Here is a 20780-nt window from a genome sequence, read left to right as displayed (position 1 = left end):
CGTGGGTGGACTGCTGACGGACAAGGTTGTGGTGATCAGTGGGGTCGGGCCCGGGCTCGGGACGACGCTGGCTCGCCGATGCGCGGAGAACGGCGCCGACCTGGTGCTGGTCGCCCGCACGGTGGAGCGACTCGAGGTCGTCGCCAAAGAGGTGACGGCGCTGGGCCGTCGTGCACTGGCGGTGGGCGCCGACATCACCGACGAGGAGCAGGTCGCGGGCGTGGTGGCCCGCACCACGGAGGAGTTCGGCAAGGCAGACGTGTTGATCAACAATGCCTTCCGGGTGCCGTCGATGAAGCCCTTCGCGAACACGACCTTTGAGCACATGCGGGATGCGATCGAGCTGACCGTGTTCGGCGCGCTGCGCATGACCCAGGGCTTCACCCCGGCGCTCGAGGCCGCCAAAGGTGCTGTCGTGAATGTGAATTCGATGGTGGTTCGGCATTCGCAGGCCAAGTACGGCGCCTACAAGATGGCCAAGTCGGCTCTGCTGGCCATGTCCCAGACCCTCTCGACCGAGCTGGGCGAGAAGGGTATCCGGGTGAACTCGGTGATGCCGGGCTACATCTGGGGCGAAACCCTGGAGGGCTACTTCGGTCATCAAGCGCAGAAGTACGGCACCACCGTCGAGCAGATCTACGCGGCATCGGCCGCCGGCTCCGATCTGAAGCGGCTGCCGACCGAAGACGAGGTGGCTTCTGCCATCCTGTTTTTGGGCAGCGACCTGTCCAGTGGCATCACCGGACAGTCGCTGGACGTCAACTGCGGGGAGTACAAGGCATGAGCGCCCCGCGCACCAATGTTGGAACCGTCGAGGACCTGCACGCCTCGGCCGTCAAGGCTTGTGGCCTGGAGGACTTCGGCGGCGACGACGACAACTACTTGGAAGCGCTTGGCGTGCTGCTGGATTCGTACCAGCGCGAGGCCGACCTGACCGAGCTCGGCAGCAAGATGCAGCGGTTCTTCACCCGCAACGCGCTGGTGGCCCGCCTGGTGTCCAACGCGGCGTTCAAGCAGTATCCGCAGCACGCCGATGTGCCGATCGAACGGCCCATCTTCGTCACCGGCCTGCCGCGCACCGGCACGACGGTCATCCACCGCCTGCTGACGGCCGACCCGGCGCATCAGGGCCTCGAAATGTGGCTGGCCGAGTTCCCGCAGCCGCGGCCGCCGCGCGAAACCTGGCCCGACAACCCGGTTTTCTCCGCGCTCGATGCCCGGTTCAAGCAGGCGCATGAAGAGAACCCGGACTACACCGGTCTGCATTTCATGACGGCCGACGAGGTCGAGGAATGCTGGCAGCTGCTGCGCCAGTCGCTGCACTCGGTGTCCTACGAGACGCTGGCGCACGTCCCGTCGTACGCCCAGTGGCTGGCTCGGCAGGACTGGACCAAGTCCTATCAGCGGCACCGGCAGAACCTGCAGCTGATCGGCCTCAATGAGCCCGAAAAGCGTTGGGTGCTCAAGAATCCGAGCCACCTGTTCGCGCTGGAGGCGCTGTTGAAGGTGTACCCGGACGCGCTCGTCGTGCAGTGCCACCGGCCGGCGGAGACCATCATGGCGTCGATGTGCTCGCTTGCGCAGCACACGACGGCCGGCTGGTCGAACACGTTCACCGGCAAGGTGATCGGCGACGACTCGATGGAAACGTGGTCGCGGGGCCTGGAGCTGTTCAATGCCGAGCGGGCCAAGCATGATCCCAAGCAGTTCTGCGATGTCGACTACTTCGAGTTCATCAAGGATCCGGTCGGTGCCGTCGAGGGCATCTACCGCACGTTCGGCATCGAGTTCACCGATGCCGCACGGCAGGCCATGACCGAGAGCCACGCCCAGACCCAGAAGGGCCCGCGGGCGCCGAAGCACACCTACTCGCTGTCCGACTACGGGCTGACCGAGGAGCAGGTCAAGGAGCGCTTCGCCAACCTGTAACTGCAGCAGTAGCGAAAGCCCCCTAAATCAACCGATTCAGGGGGCTTTCGCTGTGATATGCCTAGCCGTCGCCGGGGGAGGGTGCGGTGGAGAACTCCTCCAGGCATCCCTCGGCGACCGCATGCTTGATGCTGTCGGACATCTTGGGGCACGAGCGGCTGCGACTGGGGTCGCCGCCTTCGGCGCGGATCTCGTTGAAATACGCGCACCGCGCCGTGGCTTCCGAATTCCACTGCACCGCAGTGTGTTCCGGACCCAGCTTCTTGACCGAAACCGTCGAGTGACAGAACCGGCAGTCCACCGGGACCAGGCCCGAGGTCAGGTACCGCTGACGGTCGGCCGCGGTGGCCTCGCGCACCGCGGCCAGCCGCACCGGGTCGCCGGCGAAATCCGGTGCCTTGGACCAGGATCCGTTCGCCGGCGAATCGGAGGCCGGGTGCGAGTGGTCGTCATCCTCGCCGTGACCCATCAGCTGCAGCATCGAACGGGCCAGGCTCTCGGCTTCGTCGGCGGTGCCGACAAATGGGCTCCGAGCCTGGGACCGTTCGTCATGCTGGGTCATCAGCTGGACTGCTCTGCGGATTCCTTGGCCTCGGCCTGCAAGCGCAGGTTCTCGGCCACCTCGCCCTGCCACTTCTCGTTGGCGACCGTGGTGTCGATCTCCAGCTCGAAGCGGTCGGTCATGTCCGGCGTGATGTCGGCGACGTCGACGTAGAACTGCTGGTACCAACGGCGCATCTGGTAGACCGCGCCGTCTTCCTCGACCAGCAACGGGTTGTCGATGCGGGTCTTGTGCTTCCAGATCTCGACGTCCTGCAAGAAGCCCTTGCTGACACCGTCGGTCATGGCGTCGGCCAGCTTCTGGGTGGTCTTCTCGTCCATGCCCTTGGGCTTTTCGACGATGACGCCCCACTGCAGCACGAACGCATCCTGGCTGACCGGGTAGTGGCAGTTGATCAGGATCGACTCGGCCTTGTAGCCGCCGTAGTTGTTGTGCAGCCAGTTGATCATGAACGACGGGCCGAAGTACTGAGCCTCCGAGTCGAGGTGTGCCTCGCCGTACTGGGTACCCATGCCACCGATGTCCGGCCGGCCCACGTTGTGCAGGTACTGGCTGGCGATGTGGCCCTCGAAGACGTTCTTGAAGTACGTCGGCAGGCCGTAGTGGATGTAGAAGAAGTGCGCCATGTCTGTGACGTTGTCGATGATCTCGCGGCAGTTACTGCCCTCGATGAGCATCGAGTTCCACTGCCACTCGGTCCACTCGTCGCTGGCGGCCTCGGGGATCTCGGGGATCCGGACCTCGTCGGTCGGGCCGTTGCCCTCGTGGTCATGCCACACGAACAGCAGGCCGCCGCGGACGTCCGTCTGCCAGGCGCGGGTGCGGGCCAGGCGCGGCGTGCGCTTGGCGTAGGGCACCAGCTGGCACTTGCCGTCGCCGCCCCAGCGCCAGTCGTGGAAGGGGCACGCGACCGTGTCACCCTTGATGGTGCCCTGTGACAGGTCACCGCCCATGTGGCGGCAGTAGCCGTCCAGGATTTTCAGGTCACCCTTCGAGTCCGCGAACACCACCAACTTGGTGCCGAACGCCTCGAAAGAATGCGGCTTGCCGTCCAGGAAGTTCTTCACAGGACCTACGCAGTGCCACCCACGGGCAAAGCGGTCCGGCAGCGCGCCGGTATCGATCTCGCGAACCCCCGCGGTTTCGGTGCTCACCTTGGCCTCCCAATCTGTGCCTAGTAACTAGAACACGTTACAGTTTTTCCTCGGTGCAGCGCAATGCAAGCGTCCCCACCTGCGGTGTATTGAGAGGGTGAGCCAGGCGACGGGGTAGGTTTTGGCCATGCCGCTTTACTCCTTCGAGGGCCGAAGCCCGGTCGTCGACCCCACGGCGTTCATCGCCCCCACCGCCGTGCTGATCGGCGATGTCCGCGTCGAAGCCGGGGCGTCGGTGTGGTTCAACGCGGTTCTGCGCGCCGATTACGCGCCCGTCGTCATCCGAAACGGTGCAAACGTGCAGGACGGGTCCGTGCTGCACGCCCCTCCCGGCATCCCAGTCGATATCGGCCCCGGCGCGACCATCGCCCACCTGTGCGTCGTGCACGGCGCTCACGTCGGAGCCGAAGCGCTGATCGCCAACAACAGCACCATCCTCGATGGCGCGGTGATCGGCAGGCGCAGCCTGGTCGCCGCCCATTCACTGGTGGTGGCCGGGACCAAGATTCCGGACGAGGTGCTCGTCGTGGGGTCGCCGGCCAAGATTCGGGGCCCGATCGCCGGAACCGGCGCCGAGACGTGGATCAACACCAACCCGCAGGCCTACCGCGAGCTGGCCGAGCGCTACCTGACCGGGCTGGAAGAGCTGTAGCGGCCGGATTTCGCGGAAATCTGACATCGGGGTCGACGTTCGGCCAAGACTGGGCGCATGAAGCTGCCGCTCTTCGTCCTGTCCGGTGCCGCCGTGGTGCTCGCCGCCCCACTCGCGCAGGCCGCACCGCCGCCCAACTTTCCTGACTTCGCGAACTTCGACATCGTCACCAACACGCATCTGACGGCCTACCGGAACACCACGCAGCAGGTGGTGAAGTTCTCCACCTCCGACGGTCTGTACTGCAATATCGGCGCTCTGGGGTCGGCCGGGACGACCGTGCGCTGTTATGGGCCGGTACCGGGCACGGCCGGGCTGGCGGTCACTGTCGATCCCACCGCGAAGGCGCCATGCGATTTCGGGATGGCGCAGCTCCACGGCGCCAACGAGGGGACCATCAGCAGTTACCGCGGTGACTGCCCGACCGATATGGCGGGCGCCCCACTGCTCGCGCCCACGCAGAAGGTGTCTCTCGGAACAACCACGTGTGGCGTCGCCCCGGGCAGTGTCACCGCGTGCATCGACAGCACCGACGGCGGGCACGGCTTCGTCCTGCAACCCAGCGGCTCCTGGACTTTTTGACCGGGATTTGTGCACGAAAATCCGCGGTCACCGCGGATTTTCGTGCACAAATCACGAAGTGCGCGGCGCTTCCCAGAAGGCGCGCAGTGCCAGCAGTTGCCCGGCTTCGTTCGCGCGGTAGGTGAAGACGCCCTGCGTGGTGAAGTCATGGCCGCCGATGGTGGTCACGATGTTGCCGACGTTGGCTTCCTCGTCGCCGCACTGGTAGGTGGTCTCGAAGTTGAACACGAGACTGTCGGTGGGGGCGATCGCCTTGTCCCAGAACGCCGAGATGGCTTCCTTGCCGCGGTGTCCCTTGCCTTCGGGGTCCAGGAACGACGGCCCGATCGGGTCCTGCACGATGGCGTCGTCGGCGAAATTCGCCAGCCAGGCTTCCTTGTCGCGGGCGGCAACCGCGTCACGTGAGCGCTTCCCGGCCAGGTGCGCGGGATGATTCGGATCGGAAACTGCCATGTCAGTCCTTTCCGGGCTTGTCGCTGCTGACCACCCACATCGAGTAGTACTGTGCGCCACCGCCGTACGCGTGGCCGAGTGCCTTGCGGGCGCCCTCGACCTGGTGGTCGCCGGCCTTGCCCATGACCTGGATGGCCGACTCGGCGAACCGGATCATGCCCGACGCGCCAATGGGATTGGAGCTCAGCACACCGCCGGAGGCGTTGAACGGAATCCTGCCGCCGATGGCGGTCTCGCCGGCCTCGGTCAGCTTCCAGCCCTCACCTTCGGCGGCGAAGCCCAGGTTCTCCAGCCACATCGGCTCGAACCACGAGAACGGCACATAGACCTCGGCACAATCGATTTCGTCGATCGGGCTGGTGATGCCCGCGTCTCGCCACAGGGCAGCGGCCGCGTCACGGCCGGCCTGCGGGTTCACCTGGTCGCGGCCGGAGTAGGCCAGCGGTTCGGTACGCAGTGCCGTGGCGTGAATCCAGGCCACCGGATGCCCCTCGGCGACGCGCGCGTCGGAGATTTCCTCATTGCCGATCACCATCGCGGCCGCGCCATCCGACGACGGACAGGTCTCGTCGAAACGGATTGGGTCCCACAGCATCTGGGAGGCCATCACCTTCTCGACGGTGATGTCGGGCTGGTGCAGGTGGGCCAGCGGGTTCTTGGCCCCGTTGAGCCGGTCCTTGACCGCCACGATGGCGCCGATGTTCTCCGGCGCGCCCGAGCGGCGGATGTAGGCCCGCACGTGCGGAGCGAAGTATCCACCGGCGCCCGCACCGACGGGCTTGGTGAACGGCACCGGAATGGACAGCGCCCACATGGCGTTCGACTCCGACTGCTTCTCCCAGGCCATGGTCAGCACCCGGCGGTACTTACCGGACTTGACCAGGCTGGCGGCGACGATGGCGGTCGAGCCACCCACCGAACCCGCGGTGTGCACGCGGATCAGCGGCTTGTTGGTGGCGCCGGTGGCGTCGGCCATGAACAGCTCGGGCATCATGACGCCCTCGAAGAAGTCCGGTGCCTTGCCGACCACGACGGCATCGATGTCGGCCATGGTGCACCCGGCATCGACCAGCGCGCGGTCGATCGCCTCGCGCACAAGGCCGTTCATCGAGACGTCCAGGCGCTTGGCGACGTACTTGGTCTGTCCGGTGCCCAGGACGGCGGCGAGATTCTTGGCCATGGTTACTTGCCCTCCAAGACGGCAATCAAGTTCTGTTGCAACGCGGGTCCGCTGGTGGCGTGGGCCAGCACGCGGTTCGCCGACCCGTTGAAGATGTGCTCGGCGGCGAAGCCGATGCGCTCCAGGCCGGCCGAGAACATCGGGTTGGCGGCCAGGGCACCACCGGACGGGTTGATCTTCGTCGACTCACCAAGGCCGATGGCCTCTTTGAGGATCAGCTGCTGGTGGCTGAACGGCGCGTGCAGCTCGGCGATGTCGATCGAACCGGCGTCGCCACCGGTGGCGACCTGCGCCGACGCGGCGGTCGAGGGCGAGGTCGTCAGGTCGCGGGCACCCAGGATCGGGGTCTCGATGCGGTGCTCGAAACCGGTGATCCACGCCGGGTTTTCCCGCAGTTCCCGTGCCTTGTCGGCCGAGGCCAGCACGATGGCGGCGGCACCGTCGGTGATCGGGGCGATGTCGTGGCGGCGCAGCGGGTCGGCGAAGAACGGCCGGGACAACAGGTCGTCGATGCTGCCGGTGACCTCTTCGCGGTCGGTGCGGCCGCCGGCGGCGAACGCGTCGAGCGCCACCTGGGCCATCTGCTCGGCCGTCCACTTGCCGGCGTCCAGACCGAAGCGGGCCTGCAGGCCCGCCATCGACACGGCGTCCGGCCACAGCGGCGCGACGGTGTACGGATCGGTCTGCAGGGCGAGCACCCGGCGCAGGGTGCCGGCACTGCCCTTGCCGAAGCCGTAGACCAGCGCGGTGTCGACCTCGCCCGTCAGAATCTTGAGGTAGGCCTCGTACAGCGCCCAGGCCGCGTCCATCTCGACGTGCGATTCGTTGATCGGCGGGATGGCGCCGATCGAGTCGATCGCCGAGATGAACGAAAATGCCCGGCCGGCAAGGTAATCCGACGAACCGGAGCACCAGAAGCCGATGTCGGTCTGCTTCAGGCCCAACTCGGCGTACAGCTTTTGGAAACACGGCATCAGCATCTCGACGCCGTTGGTGGTGCCGTCGGTGCGGCGCACATGCGGGGCATGCGCGAAGCCGACGACCGCTACGTCACTGGAAGTCATTGTTGCAGTTCCTTTTACAGGTGGTGCTTGTACGAGTCGTAGTCGGCGTCGGGTTCGCCGGACGGTTTGAAGTGCGAGATGTTGTCGATGCCCAGACCCCACTCCTCGCGGGGTTTCCAGACCGCTTCCACCCGCATACCCATCCGGACGTCGGCCGCGTCGATCTCGGTGACCAGGTGCAGGAACGGGATGTCGGCGCCGTCGAGCAGCACGTAGGCGGCCACATACGGCGGCTTGATGCGCTGGCCGGCGAACGGGATGTTGATGATCGCGAAGGTGGTGACGGTGCCCCGATCGACCAGCTCGACGAATTCGTCGAGTTCCAGGCCGGTGGCCGGGTCGGCCTCCTTCGGCGGGAACAGCACCGGGCCGGGCTTGCCGTCGCGACCCACCTTGGTGCGGCCGCCGAGCAGCTTGCCCTCCTGCAGACCGCGCAGGAAGGTGCTCTCGGGAAGTGAAGCGGTGTGCTGGATTTCGATGGACGACGGCACGACCAGCATGGTCACCGGGTCACGGTCGTCAGCCGGCAACGGTTCTTCGGCGTCTTCGCCGGGCACGAAGTAGGCGATGTCGGTGATGGCGCCGACGGGTTCGTCGACCCAGTGCGCACGGACACGGTCACCGGCCTTCAGTGAACCCTCACGGGCGTCGACGGCGTGCAGCAGCGGAGTGTCGGCGCCGTCGAGCTTGATCAGCGCCCAGGCGAACGGCTTCTGCAGGGGCTGGCCCTCCAGGGGCTCGGGCTGCCAGGTCCACGACACCACGGTGCCGACGCTGGAGACCGGAACCACCTCGGTCAGGGCCTCGTACGTGACAGGGTCATACTCGGCGGGAGGTACGTGTACCCGGCCGTCTGAACCGCGGGTGCCGACGATGCGTCGGCCGCGCAGCGCGGTGAAGAACTGACTCAGGACCGGACCGACTGAACGGGTGTAGTCGAATGACAGTTTCAGCGGAGCCGAAAGGGGCGGCTCATGGCCTGCCATCTGGGCTGGGCTGCTTTGGCTAACGCTCACGGCATCGAGTAGAACAGGTTCTAACAATCGTGGCAAGCACGTTCGGAAAGGCGGCCCCATGAAACTCGGTTTGCAGCTCGGATACTGGGGCGCCAAGCCGCCCACCGATCACGCGACACTCGTCGCCGCGGCGGAAGAAGCGGGATTCGACACCGTCTTCACCGCAGAAGCCTGGGGCTCGGATGCCTACACCCCGCTGGCCTGGTGGGGCCGGGAAACCACGCGGATGCGCCTGGGTACGTCGGTCATTCAGATGTCGGCCCGCACGCCCACGGCGTGCGCCATGGCAGCGCTGACGCTCGACCACCTGTCGGGTGGCCGCCACATCCTGGGTCTGGGTGTGTCGGGTCCGCAGGTCGTCGAGGGCTGGTACGGGCAGAAGTTCCCGAAGCCGCTGGCGCGCACCCGCGAGTACATCGACATCCTGCGCAAGGTCTGGGCCCGCGAGGCCCCGGTAACCAGCGACGGCCCGCACTACCCTCTGCCGCTCTCGGGTGAGGGCACCACGGGTCTGGGCAAGCCGCTCAAGCCCATCACGCATCCGCTGCGCGCGGACATCCCGGTGATGCTGGGTGCCGAGGGCCCCAAGAACGTCGCGCTCGCCGCCGAGATCGCCGACGGGTGGCTGCCGATCTTCTACTCGCCGCGGATCTCCGGCATGTACAACGAATGGCTCGACGAGGGCTTCGCCCGCGCCGGCGCCCGTCGGACCCGTGAGACGTTCGAGATCTGTGCCACCGCACAGATCGTCGTCACCGACGACCGCCCGATGGTGATGGAGATGATGAAGCCGCACCTGGCGCTCTACATGGGTGGCATGGGTTCGGAGGACACCAACTTCCACGCCGAGGTGTACCGCCGCATGGGCTACTCCGAGGTCGTCGACGACGTCACCAAGCTGTTCCGCAGCGACCGCAAGGACGAGGCCGCCAAGGTCATCCCGGACGAGCTGGTCGACGACTCGGCGATCGTCGGGAACCTCGACTACGTCAAGGAACAGATCAAGGCCTGGGAGGCCTCTGGCGTCACCATGATGGTGGTCGGGGCCAAGTCGGTCGAGCAGATCAAGCAGTTGGCTGAATTGGTCTAGTTTTCTCGCGGCCGGGCGCAGAACTGTCATTTCGGTGCTCCGAAGTGCAGTTTTGCGCCTGGTCGCAAAGATGGCAGTAGACACTTATTGCGGAGTGTCTACAACGTGTTCTAGATTCGTGCTGTGACAGACGCCACCGGGGCCGTGCCCTCGCAGCACACCATTGCGGGCACCGTGCTGACCATGCCCGTGCGCGTCCGCAAGGCGACGCAGCACATGGCGATGTTCTCGGTTGACGCCGACGCCGCGCAACGCATGATCGACTACAGCGGCCTGCAGGTGTGCCGGTATCGCCGGCGCCGCGCGGTCGCCGTGCTGATGCTCATGCACTACGTCGACAGCGATCTCGGTGAGTACTACGAATACGGCACCAACATCATGGTGAACCCGCCCGGTTCGAACGCCTCGGGCCTGCGCGCCCTGCAGTCCGCCGGCGCCTTCATCCACCACCTGCCCGTCGACCAGACCTTCACGCTGGAGGCCGGCCGGTCCATCTGGGGCTATCCGAAGGTGCTGGCGGACTTCACCATTCGTGATGGGAAGAACTTCGGCTTCGACGTCACCATCGACGGCCGCTTCGCCGTCGGCATGGATTTCCGGCCCGGGTTCCCGGTGCCTGCGCCATCGAAACCTCAGGCGCCCCCGACGTATTCGCACCTCGACGGCGTCACCCGGGAGACCGTCGGCGTGATGAAACCGTCCGGTGTGCGCTACCGGCCCGGGGGAGTGACGGTGCGCCTCGGTGACCACCCCTACGCCCACGAACTGGCGGCCCTCGGATTACCGAAACGCGCCATGCTCTCGGGCTCCGCTGACAACGTAGACATGACTTTCGCCGATGCTCAGGAGATCAAGTGACCAGTGTTATCACCCGCCCCGACGTCGATCTGGCCGACGGCCGGTTCTACGCAGACCGGGCGGCGGCGCACGAGGCGTACCGCTGGATGCGGGCCAATGAGCCGGTGTTCCGGGACCGCACCGGACAGGCCGCGGTGACGACGTACCAGTCGGTGCTCGACGCCGAGCGCAACGCCGAGCTGTTCTCCAACGCCGGCGGCATCCGTCCCGATCAGCCCGGCATGCCGTACATGATCGACATGGACGATCCCGCGCACCTGGTGCGGCGCAAGCTCGTCAACGCCGGTTTCACCCGCAAGCGTGTCATGGACAAGGTGCCGTCCATCGGGCGTCTGGTCGATGCGCTGATCGACAACGTCTGTGAGAAGGGCGAGGCCGACTTCGTCAACGATCTGGCGGCTCCGCTGCCCATGGCGGTCATCGGCGACATGCTCGGCGTCGTGCCGGAAGAACGGGAGATGCTGCTCAACTGGTCGGACGAGTTGGTCTCGGGCCTGTCGTCGCACCTGGACGAGACGTCGATCCAGAAGCTGATGGAAACCTTTGCGGCATATACCGCTTTCACCATGGATGTCATCAAGGACCGGCGGGCCAACCCCACCGACGACCTGTTCTCCGTGTTCATCAACTCCGAGGTCGAAGGCCAGCGGATGTCCGACGACGAGATCGTCATGGAGACCCTGCTGATCCTGATCGGCGGCGACGAGACCACCCGGCACACGCTGTCCGGTGGCACCGAGCAGCTGATGCGCAACCGCGATCAATGGGACCGCCTCGTGGCCGATCCGGCGTTGATGCCCAGCGCGATCGAGGAAATGCTGCGCTGGACCTCGCCCATCAAGAACATGTGCCGCACGCTGACCGCGGACACCGTCTTCTACGGCACCGAGCTGAAGAAGGACGAGAAGGTCATGTTGATGTTCGAGTCGGCGAACTTCGACGGCGATCAGTTCGAGAACCCGAACGAATTCCACATCGACCGGGCGCCCAACAGCCACTTGGCTTTCGGCTTCGGCACCCACTTCTGCATGGGCAACCAGCTGGCCCGGCTCGAGCTGCGCATCATGACCGAGCGGCTGCTGCAGCGCCTGCCGGATCTGCGGCTGGCCGAGGGCGCGGAAATCCCGCTGCGTGCCGCCAACTTCGTCAGCGGACCTGAATCCATGCCGGTGGTGTTCACCCCGACGGCCCGGGTGCTCTGAGCCTGGCTGCTAGCTCCCGCCGAGGCTGATCGCGAGAACATCGACAGCGGCGTCGATGTGCGGGCAGATGGTGGACCCGTAGCGGCCGACGAGCTGTGACAGGGCGCGTGCGAGGTGCGGGCCCACGGCGTCGGCGTCGAGTATCTCCTCGGCGATGACGATGTCTCCGACGACGTGGGCTGCTCCCAGCCGGCCGTCGGGTGCGATTTCGTAGCGCCAGTCACCGATCTGGACTCGTTCCGGCGCGGACCGGAACATGCCGCGGCGGCCCGGCGTATGCACCACACCGGGCACCGCGCGGAACACGTTGACCACCGACGCGATCCCGGCCGGCCCGGCCAGTGCCGCGGCCACCGCGTCGCTCACCCGGGTGGGATCGAAACCCGTCATCACCCACTCATCGGCAGGACGAACGTCGGGGTGATCGTTTCGCCGTCACCCACACGCCGGACCGCGGTGCCTGCGACGTAGAACTCCACCGTGTGATGGCCCCACGCGTAGTTCGAAATGTCGAACTGCACGCCGACAACGCCGCCGGCACCGTCGCGTTCGGCCTCCGCTTGCATGCGGGACATCGCCAACTCGCGGGCCTCGTAGTTGCCCTGCGTCCATTGCGGCATCTCCGCATTACGGCCCATCTGTTTCATGTTCTGCATGAATCCCTGGACGGCGACGTGATAGACGCAGTTGCCCATCACGAACGCCACCGGCACGAACCCCGAGCGCAACAACGTCGTCAGGTCCTGGCCCGACAGGTGGCTGCTGAACGCCTGACCGTTGGGTCTGCGGTACACGCCGGGCTTCGAGGTGTAGCGCACCGCCGTGCCCACGGCGATGAACTCGAGGTGCTCGCCCTCGCCGACGTGCCGCCAGTCGAGCCGGACTCCGACCACGCCGTCGGCGCCGAGTGCGTCGGCCTCAGCCTGCATGCGCGCCATGGCATTCCACCGTGCGCGGTAGGTGGCCTCGGTGAGCACCGGCAGTTCCGACTGCGTCTTGAGGCCGGTGAACTGATAGCCGACGTGGTAGACCGACGCTCCCATCACCAGTTCCATCGGCGCGAATCCCGCGCCGTGCAGCAGCGTGAATTCGTTGATGGACAGGTCGGAGGTGAACACCTTGTCGGCGTGGGACAGCCGCTCGCTGGCCACCGGAGCAAGTGAATTGGGCTGCATGGGAGTGTCCTCGCGTGATCAGGCAACCGATTGCCGGCCGGCAGTCTTCGCCGGCACCGCGATCGAGATGACGGTCCCGGGTGATCCCGTCACCGCGAATTCTCCGCCCGTGGCGAGCACTTTGGTGCAGATCGACGCGAATCCGATGTGACCGTCCTCGAGGCTTTGCGCCAGCCGGTCCGGTGGGATGCCGACGCCGTCGTCGGCGATGCGCAGTTCGGCCCGGCTTCCGTTGTGCGCCAGCCTGAATCGGAGATTTTCGGCGTGCGCATGTTTGATCGCGTTCGTCGAGAACTCGCGGGCCGCGCTGTAGAGCAGATGGTCGGCGTCGGTACGCAGGTTGTCGGGCCAGTCGTCGGCATCCAGGTGGACCGTGATGCTGGTGCGGGCGGCGATACTGTCCGCGAGCGAGGTGATCGCCGCTTTGAGGCCGGAGCGGGCCAGCACCTCGGGATGCAGTTCACGCACCACGTCGCGCAGCAGCCGGGAGGACTCCGCGAGCGCGAAGTCGACGCGATCCATGCCCTCGACCGAACCGTCGCGGACATCTTCCATATCGTGCCGGGCCACCAGGACGTACTGCAGCGCACCGTCGTGCAGGCGCTCGGACAGGGATTGGCGCTCGCGTTTCTCGAGGCTGATCACCTCTTCGAGCAGCCGGGTCCGCTCCTGGGCCAGGTCGGTGATGGTCCTGGTCTTGGCCTGCTGAATCCACGACAGTGCCACCGAGCCGGCCGCCAGGCCGAACACGATGGCGGTCCGCAACAGGATCGAGCCCCACGGCTCGTGCCCGTTGGCTTCCCGGTCGATCCAGTTGACGACGAAGAATGTGGCGACGGTGGGGATTGCGATCATGGCGCTGACGACGGGATCGAGTTGGGCCGCCGCGATCAGCGGGATGAGAAACAGCCCGTGCTGCAGGACGTCGGAGGTCCAGGTTTCCGGTGAACTGAGGCCGCTGTCAACTGAAATGACCGCCACCACAGTCAGATCCGCGCACAGCATCAGTAGTGCCGCCGCCCGCTGGGCTCGTCGGCCGGATTGATCGGCCGAGCGGCGCCCCCACCATGCCCATGCGGCGACCATCACGACGTAGCAGGCGAAGATGCCCCAGTGCAGCCGCAGGTTGGCGTTCGGGGGCTCGAGCAGCAGGCCGAACCCGACGAACACCGCCAACAGCACCCGCAGCGCGAGCTGCAACAGCAGGCCGCGCAACAGCGAGGTGTCGGTGGTTGGCATTCGGTCCCCCCGCGTTCGTGATTTGTGCACGATTTTCCGCGATGGCCGCGGAAAATCGTGCACGAATCACGCAAAAGATTCGACGATCGACTCTCGGGGGTCGCGCCAGGTGAGGCTGAGGTCGGACAAGGTCTGGCTGTCATCGGTCGGGACGGCGGCCGTCAGCAGCAGGGCAGCTTCGTAACTCAGGCCCTCGGCCAGCGGCAGCCAGCGGCCGGCAACGTCCGAAACCCGGCCGACGCCGCGAAACAGGCCGGGCGACAGCGGAATCCGGCGGATCGGCCGGCCGAGTGCCGACTGGAGTGCGTCGACCATCTGGTCGAACGTCAGCAGCACGCCGCCGCAGACGTAGCGCTGGGGTCCACGGCCGGGCTGCATCAGCGCCGTGTGCACCCGGGCCACGTCACCGACGTCGATCATCTGCATGCCGCCGCGCAGCCGCGGGGCGACGCGGTACCGGACGATCGGGTCCCAACCACGTTGTGTCACACCGACCGCCGTGTGGAAGGCCGGACCGACCACCGACGACGGATACGTGACGACGACGGGCGCGCCCGCGGACTGCAGCCGCCGCGCCGCATTGTCGGCGTAGGCCTTGGTGCGGGCGTAGTCGCTGCGGCCGGGTGCCGGGGGAGTGTCGGGCCCGATGACGCCGTCGGCCGGCGGGAACAGCGAGCTGTAGGACGACACCGACACGATCGGGTCGAGCCCCAACTCGGCGGCCCGCGTCAGCAGGGCCTCGGTGGCGTAGGCGTTGATCTCCCACATCAGCTGGGTGCGGCGGCTGTCGGTGCCGACGACGCCGGCCAGATGCAGTGCGGCGTCGCATCCGGCCAGCAGCTCGGAAACCGTTGCCGGATCGCGGATATCGCCGGACAGGACCTCGAGAGGACCGACCCGGCCCAGTGCGTCGAGCGCGGCGTCGTCGCTGCCGCCGGGAACCACCAGCAGCCGGACCGTGTGTCCGGCTGCCAGCAGCGCGCGGACGGTGTGGGCACCGACGTAGCCGGTGCCGCCCGTCACTGCGATGTGCATCAGCGCATCTTGAACTGCGGCGCGCGCTTCTCCTTGAAGGCCAGCGGGCCTTCCTTGGCGTCTTCGGACAGGAACACCGGGATGCCGTTGGCGGTGTCGGGTTTGAAGGCGTCCAGCTCGTGCATGCCCTCGGTCTCGCGGATGGTCTTCAGGATGGCCTGGACCGCCAGCGGACCGTTGTTGTTGATCACCTCGGCGATCTCCAGGGCCTTGTCCAGCGCGGTGCCGTCCGGCACGACGTGTCCGATCAGCCCGTACTCCAGGGCCTGCGCGGCGGTGATGTGGCGTCCGGTCAGCAGCATCTCGCACGCGATGGTGTACGGAATCTGGCGCACCAGGCGCACCGCGGAACCACCCATCGGGTACAGGCTCCACTTGGCCTCGGAGATGCCGAACTTGGCGCTCTCACCGGCCACGCGAATGTCGGTGCCCTGCAGAATCTCGGTGCCGCCGGCGATGGCCGGGCCCTCGACCGCGGCGATCAGCGGCTTGGTCAGGCGGCGGCCCTTGAGCAGGCCGTCGATGCGCGACGGGTCGTAGCTGCCGTCCTTGAACGAGTCGCCCGGCGGCTTCTTGGTCGCGCCCTTGAGGTCCATACCGGCGCAGAAGTAGCCGCCGGCACCGGTGAGGATGCAGGTGCGGATCTCCGGATCGCTGTCGACACGGTCCCAGGCCTCGACCATTATCGAGAGCATCTCGCCGGAAAGGGCGTTGCGCGCCTCGGGCCGGTTCAAAGTGACGATAAGTGTGTGTCCGCGCTGCTCAATGAGGGCGTCGGGGCCTTTTTCGGGTTCGCTCACGGGTACCAACTTCCGGGCTCGAGATCGTTAGACTTGTCACAAAATGTAACACGTTCTAGTTTAGGTACCGTGGCTCTGAACATCGCAGATCTCGCCGAGCACGCCATTGATGCTGTGCCGGACCGCGTCGCCCTCATCTGTGGCGACGAAAAGCTGACCTACGCCCAGCTGGAGGAGAAGGCCAACCGCCTGGCTCACTACCTCCAGTCACAAGGTGTGAAGAAAGACGACAAGGTTGGGCTGTACTGCCGCAACCGCATCGAGATCGTGATCGGCATGCTCGGCATCGTCAAAGCCGGCGCGATCCTGGTCAACGTCAACTTCCGCTACGTCGAGGGCGAACTGAAGTACCTGTTCGACAACTCGGACATGGTCGCGCTGATCCATGAGCGCCAGTACTCGGACCGGGTCGCCAACGTGCTGCCCGAGCTGCCGCTGTTGAAAACGATCCTGGTGGTGGAAGACGGGTCGGATAATGACTTCCAGCGCTACAACGGCGTCGAGTTCTACTCCGCCATCGCCGACAGCTCGCCCGAGCGCGACTTCGGTCCGCGCAGCGAAGACGACATCTACCTGCTCTACACCGGCGGCACCACCGGTTTCCCCAAGGGCGTCATGTGGCGCCACGAGGACATCTACCGAGTGCTGTTCGGCGGCACCGACTTCGCCACCGGCGAGCCGGTGGCCGACGAGTACGACCTGTCCAAGCAGGCCGCCGCCAACCCGCCGATGATCCGCCTGCCCATCCCTCCGATGATCCACGGCGCGACGCAGTCGGCCACCTGGATGGCGCTGTTCACCGGCCACACCGTGGTGCTGATGCCGGAGTTCGACGCCGATGCCGCATGGCGAATGATCCACGAGCACAAGGTCAACCTGCTGTTCTTCACGGGCGACGCGATGGCCCGGCCGCTGCTGGACGCCCTGCTGGCGCACCAGGACGCCGGCAACGAGTACGACCTGTCGTCGCTGTTCCTGCTCGCCAGCACCGCGGCGCTGTTCTCGACCAGCCTCAAGGAGAAGTTCCTCGAGCTGCTGCCCAACCGCGTCATCACCGATTCGATCGGTTCGTCCGAGACCGGTTTCGGTGGCACCAGCATCGTGGCCAAGGGCCAGTCGCACACCGGCGGCCCGCGGGTCACCATCGACAAGAACACCAAGGTCCTCGACGAGGACGGCAACGAGGTGGTTCCGGGTTCGGGCGTGCGCGGCATCATCGCCAAGTGCGGACACATCCCGGTCGGTTACTTCAAGGACGAGAAGAAGACCGCCGAGACGTTCCGCACCTTCAACGGTGTCCGGTACGCCATCCCCGGCGACTACGCCGAGGTCGAGGCCGACGGCAGCGTGACGATGCTGGGCCGTGGCTCGGTGTCGATCAACTCGGGCGGCGAGAAGATCTACCCCGAAGAGGTCGAGGCCGCGCTCAAGGGCCATCCGGATGTGTTCGACGCCCTGGTCGTCGGCGTTCCGGACCCGCGCTTCGGCCAGCACGTCGCGGCGGTCGTGCAGCCGCGTGAGGGCACCAAGCCGGCGTTGGCCGACCTGGATGCCTTCGTCCGCAGCGAGATTGCCGGCTACAAGGTGCCGCGCAGTCTGTGGCTTGTCGACGAGGTGAAGCGGTCCCCGGCCGGCAAGCCCGACTACCGCTGGGCCAAGGATCAGACCGAGGCCCGCCCTGCCGACGAGGTGCACGCGAAACACGCCGGCGCACAGGCCTAGCCGCACCGGCCCAGTAAGGAACACGAGAATGAAAACCGAACTCTGCGAACGCTTCGGGATCGAATACCCGATCTTCGTCTTCACGCCATCGGAGAAGGTGGCCGCCGCGGTCAGCCGCGCCGGCGGGATGGGCGTGCTGGGCTGCGTCCGCTTCAACGACGCCGACGACCTGGAGAACGTCCTGCAGTGGATGGACGCCAACACCGACGGCAAGCCGTACGGCGTCGACATCGTGATGCCGGCGAAGGTGCCCACCGAGGGCACCAGCGTCGACATCAACAAACTGATCCCGCAGGGGCACAAGGACTTCGTCGCGAAGACCCTCGCTGATCTCGGTGTGCCGCCGCTGCCGGCGGACGAAGAGAAGAACGAAGGCGTGCTGGGCTGGCTGCACTCGGTGGCCCGCAGCCACGTCGAGGTGGCGCTCAAGCACCCGATCAAGCTGATCGCCAACGCGCTCGGCTCGCCGCCCAAGGACGTCATCGACCAGGCGCATGCCGCGGGTGTTCCGGTGGCCGCGCTGGCCGGCTCGGCCAAGCACGCCGCGCGGCACGTCGAGAACGGCGTCGACATCGTCGTCGCTCAGGGACACGAGGCCGGTGGGCACACCGGTGAGATCGGTTCCGTGGTGCTGTGGCCGGAAATCGTTGACGCCCTTGGTGGTTCGGCTCCGGTACTCGCCGCCGGTGGTATCGGCACGGGACGGCAGCTGGCCGCCGCGCTGGCGCTGGGCGCGCAGGGTGTGTGGATGGGTTCGGCATTCCTGACCTCGGCCGAATACGACCTCGGTGTGCGCCTGGAGTCGGGCGTTTCCGTTGTGCAGCAAGCGATGCTGAACGCGACCTCGGCCGACACCGTCCGTCGCAAGATCTACACCGGCAAGCCGGCCCGGCTGCTCAAGAGCCGCTGGACCGAGGCCTGGGATGCCGAAGGTGCGCCCGATCCGCTGCCGATGCCGTTGCAGAACATCCTGGTCAGTGAGGCCCATCAGCGGATGAACGAGTCCGGTGACCCGACCGCCGTCGCGATGCCGGTCGGTCAGATCGTCGGCCGGATGAACGAGATCCGCCCGGTCGAGGTCATCATCGCCGAACTGGTCGCCGAGTTCGAGGCCGCCACCAAGCGCCTGGACGCCATCCGCGACAACTGATTTCGCCGCGCGAGTGGGTGAGCGCTACGGCGTGATCTTCACCTGCTGCGCCACCACGTCGGTGGCGGCCTGGATGACGGGCGTCAGCTCGGCCGCGCCGTCTGAATTCAGTTGCAGGACATAGGTCGCGCCACCCGCCGGGAAGAGCACCGTCTGCTGCGCGACGAACTTCGTCTTGCCGTCGGACACCCAGGTGCCGGCGATCCGATACGCGGGGTAGTCGCGCACCTTGGTTTCCGTCCCCGGACCCGACGGCGTGAAGCCCGGCAGGTTCTGAATCTCCCCGGGTGCGGTGGCCATCAGCGCCTTGATGTCGACGTCGCCGGTCAGCTTCGACAGCAGAGCGACCACGCTGGGCGCGTAGTTCGCCGCGTCGACGGGGCCGTTGTAGATGATCGAGTCGTACGCCCACGGCGGATTGTCGTCACCGGTGGCCTTCCAGCCGTCCGGTTTCGGTAGGTCGACTTTCGGCTCGCCGGGGTCGGAGCGGTGCACCTGCTGTTCGGTGATCCTGTGGTCTTTGATGTAGCTGGCGATCGTGGGGTTGGGGCCGTCGGTTGCCTTGGTGTTGCCGGCCTCCGCCGCGGTCGGCGCGGCGCTCGTCGCGTTGTCGGACGACGCGCTCGCATCGCTGCCGGCGTCGCAACCGGCCAGCACCACAGACAGTGCGGTCGCTGCCGCGACGAGGCCGGTGATCGCGGACGTTCTCATACGGCCGAGACTAATAGACAAAGCTCGCGGTGATCCTGTGAGCCGGACGGCGCAGACTCCGAAACCGGCTCTAGCGTGGAGATTAGCTGTGGCATTACTGTGTGCCAGTGGCAAACGCGCAGAAACCACCCCCTGGCTGGCTCATCGACGGCATCGGCCGGGTTCGCGACGGATTGGGCCAAGTGCGCCGGTCCGTCGTGCCGGCGAACGTCGCGCTCTTCGAGCTGGGTCAGGGCGCCTGGCTCACCCAGGCCGTGTACGTCGGCGCCAAACTGGGCATCTTCGACGCGCTGGGTGACGGCCCGGCCACGGCCGACGACATCGCAGATCGGGTGGGCTCGCACCCCGAGGCCACCGCGCGGCTCATGCGGGCGCTGGCGAGCAATTCGCTGCTCAAGCAGGGGCGCGACGGTCGATTCGCGCTCAGCCGCCTGGGTCAGGCCTTGCGAACGGATGCGCCGGGCTCAATGGCACCGATGCTGTTGTTCATCGGCCATCCGAAGCACTGGGAGCACTGGGGCCAGTTGCTGTACTCGGTGCAGACCGGCAAGACGTCCGCAGAGATGCTCCGCGGCATGCCGATCTTCGAGTACCTGGAGACCGATCGCGACCTGGCGGAGGTGTTCAACAACGCGATGACCGCAGTGTCGGCCATGGCGATCGAAACCCTCATGCCCGCATACGATTTCCGCCGTTTCCGCACGATCGTCGATATCGGCGGCGGCCACGGGGCGCTCCTGTCGGCGGTGCTGCAGCAGGCCACCGAAGCCCGCGGCGTGCTGTTCGACCTCCCGTCGGTGGTGGCGGGGGCGGGTCCGGTGCTGGAATCGTCCGGGGTATCGGGCCGGATCACGGTCAGCGGCGGCTCGTTCTTCGACACGGTCCCCGAAGGCGGAGATGCCTACCTGCTGAAGACGATCATCCACGACTGGGACGAGGACAGCGCGCTGGTGATCCTGCGGAACATCCGCAAAGCGATCGCGCCGGACGGCACCCTGGCCCTGATCGAAATGGTGCTGCCGGAAGGCACGCCGAACCATCCGGGCATGCTCCTCGACCTGGAGATGCTGGTGGCGGCCGGCGGCCAGGAGCGCACCGGTTCGCAATACGCAGATCTGTTGGCACGCGCGGGCTTTCGGCAGACCCGCGTGGTCTCGACGGCCGGGCCGATGTCGCTCGTCGAGGCCGTTCCCGTCCACGATTAAC

The 20780-nt window shown here is 66.5% G+C and carries 22 protein-coding genes; 10 read left to right on the top strand and 12 right to left on the bottom strand.

What is annotated here, in order from left to right:
• Window position 1: 1 nt before the first annotated feature.
• Both ACWW1C_RS25740 and ACWW1C_RS25735 read left to right on the top strand, forming a co-directional pair.
• Entirely contained in the window at window positions 2-784 is a 783-nt protein-coding gene (locus ACWW1C_RS25740; protein WP_455980894.1) for an SDR family oxidoreductase, read from the top strand.
• Window positions 781-1929 carry a sulfotransferase family protein gene (locus ACWW1C_RS25735; protein WP_455980893.1) on the top strand — a complete coding sequence of 383 codons (1149 nt, stop codon included), beginning with the start codon at window positions 781-783 and terminating at the stop codon, window positions 1927-1929. Before ACWW1C_RS25740 ends, ACWW1C_RS25735 begins: the two co-directional genes overlap by 4 nt.
• Before the next feature lie 61 nt (window positions 1930-1990).
• Here the strand turns inward: ACWW1C_RS25735 and ACWW1C_RS25730 are convergent, their stop codons facing one another.
• Both ACWW1C_RS25730 and ACWW1C_RS25725 read right to left on the bottom strand, forming a co-directional pair.
• Window positions 1991-2491, bottom strand: coding sequence for a hypothetical protein (locus ACWW1C_RS25730; RefSeq protein ID WP_455980892.1), 501 nt, complete (start codon window positions 2489-2491; stop codon window positions 1991-1993).
• Window positions 2491-3645 carry a Rieske 2Fe-2S domain-containing protein gene (locus ACWW1C_RS25725; protein WP_455980891.1) on the bottom strand — a complete coding sequence of 385 codons (1155 nt, stop codon included), beginning with the start codon at window positions 3643-3645 and terminating at the stop codon, window positions 2491-2493. Before ACWW1C_RS25725 ends, ACWW1C_RS25730 begins: the two co-directional genes overlap by 1 nt.
• 127 nt (window positions 3646-3772) lie before the next feature.
• On the opposite strand from ACWW1C_RS25725, the gene ACWW1C_RS25720 reads away from it, so the two are divergent.
• Both ACWW1C_RS25720 and ACWW1C_RS25715 read left to right on the top strand, forming a co-directional pair.
• Window positions 3773-4297 (top strand): gamma carbonic anhydrase family protein, encoded by a 525-nt coding sequence (locus ACWW1C_RS25720; RefSeq protein ID WP_064984574.1) that lies wholly within the window; start codon window positions 3773-3775, stop codon window positions 4295-4297.
• A 57-nt stretch (window positions 4298-4354) separates the two neighbouring features.
• Window positions 4355-4879, top strand: a complete 525-nt coding sequence (locus tag ACWW1C_RS25715) for a hypothetical protein (RefSeq protein ID WP_455980890.1) — start codon at window positions 4355-4357, stop codon at window positions 4877-4879.
• Window positions 4880-4930: 51 nt separating this feature from the next.
• On the opposite strand, the gene ACWW1C_RS25710 is transcribed toward ACWW1C_RS25715, so the two are convergent.
• Genes ACWW1C_RS25710 through ACWW1C_RS25695 form a run of 4 tightly spaced genes read right to left on the bottom strand, consistent with a single transcriptional unit; the run spans window position 4931 to window position 8592 of the window.
• Window positions 4931-5332 carry a nuclear transport factor 2 family protein gene (locus tag ACWW1C_RS25710; RefSeq protein WP_455980889.1) on the bottom strand — a complete coding sequence of 134 codons (402 nt, stop codon included), beginning with the start codon at window positions 5330-5332 and terminating at the stop codon, window positions 4931-4933.
• 1 nt (window position 5333) lies between these two features.
• Window positions 5334-6512, bottom strand: a complete 1179-nt coding sequence (locus ACWW1C_RS25705; protein WP_455980888.1) for a thiolase domain-containing protein — start codon at window positions 6510-6512, stop codon at window positions 5334-5336.
• A gap of 2 nt (window positions 6513-6514) precedes the next feature.
• Window positions 6515-7576, bottom strand: a complete 1062-nt coding sequence (locus tag ACWW1C_RS25700) for a thiolase domain-containing protein (protein ID WP_455980887.1) — start codon at window positions 7574-7576, stop codon at window positions 6515-6517.
• 14 nt (window positions 7577-7590) lie between these two features.
• Window positions 7591-8592: a Zn-ribbon domain-containing OB-fold protein gene (locus ACWW1C_RS25695; protein ID WP_455980886.1), complete on the bottom strand. Its 1002-nt coding sequence runs from the start codon at window positions 8590-8592 to the stop codon at window positions 7591-7593.
• A 58-nt stretch (window positions 8593-8650) separates the two neighbouring features.
• Between ACWW1C_RS25695 and ACWW1C_RS25690 the strand changes: the two genes are divergently transcribed.
• From ACWW1C_RS25690 to ACWW1C_RS25680, 3 genes are all read left to right on the top strand, one after another.
• On the top strand, window positions 8651-9682 hold the full coding sequence (locus tag ACWW1C_RS25690; protein WP_455980885.1) for an LLM class F420-dependent oxidoreductase: 1032 nt from the start codon (window positions 8651-8653) through the stop codon (window positions 9680-9682).
• 183 nt (window positions 9683-9865) lie between these two features.
• A complete protein-coding gene (locus tag ACWW1C_RS25685) occupies window positions 9866-10540 on the top strand; it encodes an acetoacetate decarboxylase family protein (RefSeq protein ID WP_455984439.1) in 675 nt (224 codons plus the stop codon).
• Window positions 10537-11742 (top strand): cytochrome P450, encoded by a 1206-nt coding sequence (locus tag ACWW1C_RS25680; protein WP_455980884.1) that lies wholly within the window; start codon window positions 10537-10539, stop codon window positions 11740-11742. The genes ACWW1C_RS25685 and ACWW1C_RS25680 overlap by 4 nt, the downstream gene beginning before the upstream one ends.
• A 9-nt stretch (window positions 11743-11751) precedes the next feature.
• Here the strand turns inward: ACWW1C_RS25680 and ACWW1C_RS25675 are convergent, their stop codons facing one another.
• The 5 genes from ACWW1C_RS25675 to ACWW1C_RS25655 all read right to left on the bottom strand — a co-directional run bounded on the left by ACWW1C_RS25675 (window position 11752) and on the right by ACWW1C_RS25655 (window position 15991).
• On the bottom strand, window positions 11752-12132 hold the full coding sequence (locus tag ACWW1C_RS25675) for a DUF5073 family protein (protein ID WP_455980883.1): 381 nt from the start codon (window positions 12130-12132) through the stop codon (window positions 11752-11754).
• Window positions 12132-12917: a heavy metal-binding domain-containing protein gene (locus tag ACWW1C_RS25670; protein WP_455980882.1), complete on the bottom strand. Its 786-nt coding sequence runs from the start codon at window positions 12915-12917 to the stop codon at window positions 12132-12134. The genes ACWW1C_RS25675 and ACWW1C_RS25670 overlap by 1 nt, the downstream gene beginning before the upstream one ends.
• A gap of 18 nt (window positions 12918-12935) precedes the next feature.
• Entirely contained in the window at window positions 12936-14156 is a 1221-nt protein-coding gene (locus ACWW1C_RS25665; protein ID WP_455980881.1) for a sensor histidine kinase, read from the bottom strand.
• A gap of 66 nt (window positions 14157-14222) precedes the next feature.
• Window positions 14223-15191: an NAD-dependent epimerase/dehydratase family protein gene (locus tag ACWW1C_RS25660; protein WP_455980880.1), complete on the bottom strand. Its 969-nt coding sequence runs from the start codon at window positions 15189-15191 to the stop codon at window positions 14223-14225.
• Complete coding sequence (locus ACWW1C_RS25655) at window positions 15191-15991, bottom strand: crotonase/enoyl-CoA hydratase family protein (RefSeq protein ID WP_455980879.1); 801 nt, start codon at window positions 15989-15991, stop codon at window positions 15191-15193. The genes ACWW1C_RS25660 and ACWW1C_RS25655 overlap by 1 nt, the downstream gene beginning before the upstream one ends.
• A 69-nt stretch (window positions 15992-16060) precedes the next feature.
• On the opposite strand from ACWW1C_RS25655, the gene ACWW1C_RS25650 reads away from it, so the two are divergent.
• Window positions 16061-17713, top strand: coding sequence for an acyl-CoA synthetase (locus tag ACWW1C_RS25650; protein WP_455980878.1), 1653 nt, complete (start codon window positions 16061-16063; stop codon window positions 17711-17713).
• A gap of 28 nt (window positions 17714-17741) precedes the next feature.
• Window positions 17742-18863: an NAD(P)H-dependent flavin oxidoreductase gene (locus tag ACWW1C_RS25645; protein WP_455980877.1), complete on the top strand. Its 1122-nt coding sequence runs from the start codon at window positions 17742-17744 to the stop codon at window positions 18861-18863.
• Between the two features lie 24 nt (window positions 18864-18887).
• On the opposite strand, the gene ACWW1C_RS25640 is transcribed toward ACWW1C_RS25645, so the two are convergent.
• Window positions 18888-19574 (bottom strand): LpqN/LpqT family lipoprotein, encoded by a 687-nt coding sequence (locus ACWW1C_RS25640; RefSeq protein ID WP_455980876.1) that lies wholly within the window; start codon window positions 19572-19574, stop codon window positions 18888-18890.
• A gap of 101 nt (window positions 19575-19675) precedes the next feature.
• Here ACWW1C_RS25640 and ACWW1C_RS25635 point away from each other — a divergent pair, with 101 nt between their 5' ends.
• Complete coding sequence (locus ACWW1C_RS25635; protein ID WP_455980875.1) at window positions 19676-20779, top strand: methyltransferase; 1104 nt, start codon at window positions 19676-19678, stop codon at window positions 20777-20779.
• Window position 20780 lies beyond the last annotated feature (1 nt).

This window comes from Mycobacterium sp. HM-7 (genome assembly GCF_053852335.1).
This window is presented reverse-complemented; position numbering and strand designations above follow the sequence as displayed.

Excerpts from the sequence above, each read along its gene's own strand:
- ACWW1C_RS25735 (WP_455980893.1), top strand. The coding sequence starts at position 781 with ATGAGCGCCCCGCGCACCAATGTTGGAACCGTCGAGGACCTGCACGCC.
- ACWW1C_RS25730 (WP_455980892.1), bottom strand. The coding sequence starts at position 2,491 with ATGACCCAGCATGACGAACGGTCCCAGGCTCGGAGCCCATTTGTCGGC.
- ACWW1C_RS25720 (WP_064984574.1), top strand. The coding sequence starts at position 3,773 with ATGCCGCTTTACTCCTTCGAGGGCCGAAGCCCGGTCGTCGACCCCACG.
- ACWW1C_RS25715 (WP_455980890.1), top strand. The coding sequence starts at position 4,355 with ATGAAGCTGCCGCTCTTCGTCCTGTCCGGTGCCGCCGTGGTGCTCGCC.
- ACWW1C_RS25710 (WP_455980889.1), bottom strand. The coding sequence starts at position 5,332 with ATGGCAGTTTCCGATCCGAATCATCCCGCGCACCTGGCCGGGAAGCGC.
- ACWW1C_RS25705 (WP_455980888.1), bottom strand. The coding sequence starts at position 6,512 with ATGGCCAAGAATCTCGCCGCCGTCCTGGGCACCGGACAGACCAAGTAC.
- ACWW1C_RS25700 (WP_455980887.1), bottom strand. The coding sequence starts at position 7,576 with ATGACTTCCAGTGACGTAGCGGTCGTCGGCTTCGCGCATGCCCCGCAT.
- ACWW1C_RS25690 (WP_455980885.1), top strand. The coding sequence starts at position 8,651 with ATGAAACTCGGTTTGCAGCTCGGATACTGGGGCGCCAAGCCGCCCACC.
- ACWW1C_RS25685 (WP_455984439.1), top strand. The coding sequence starts at position 9,866 with ATGCCCGTGCGCGTCCGCAAGGCGACGCAGCACATGGCGATGTTCTCG.
- ACWW1C_RS25675 (WP_455980883.1), bottom strand. The coding sequence starts at position 12,132 with ATGACGGGTTTCGATCCCACCCGGGTGAGCGACGCGGTGGCCGCGGCA.
- ACWW1C_RS25670 (WP_455980882.1), bottom strand. The coding sequence starts at position 12,917 with ATGCAGCCCAATTCACTTGCTCCGGTGGCCAGCGAGCGGCTGTCCCAC.
- ACWW1C_RS25665 (WP_455980881.1), bottom strand. The coding sequence starts at position 14,156 with ATGCCAACCACCGACACCTCGCTGTTGCGCGGCCTGCTGTTGCAGCTC.
- ACWW1C_RS25660 (WP_455980880.1), bottom strand. The coding sequence starts at position 15,191 with ATGCACATCGCAGTGACGGGCGGCACCGGCTACGTCGGTGCCCACACC.
- ACWW1C_RS25645 (WP_455980877.1), top strand. The coding sequence starts at position 17,742 with ATGAAAACCGAACTCTGCGAACGCTTCGGGATCGAATACCCGATCTTC.
- ACWW1C_RS25640 (WP_455980876.1), bottom strand. The coding sequence starts at position 19,574 with ATGAGAACGTCCGCGATCACCGGCCTCGTCGCGGCAGCGACCGCACTG.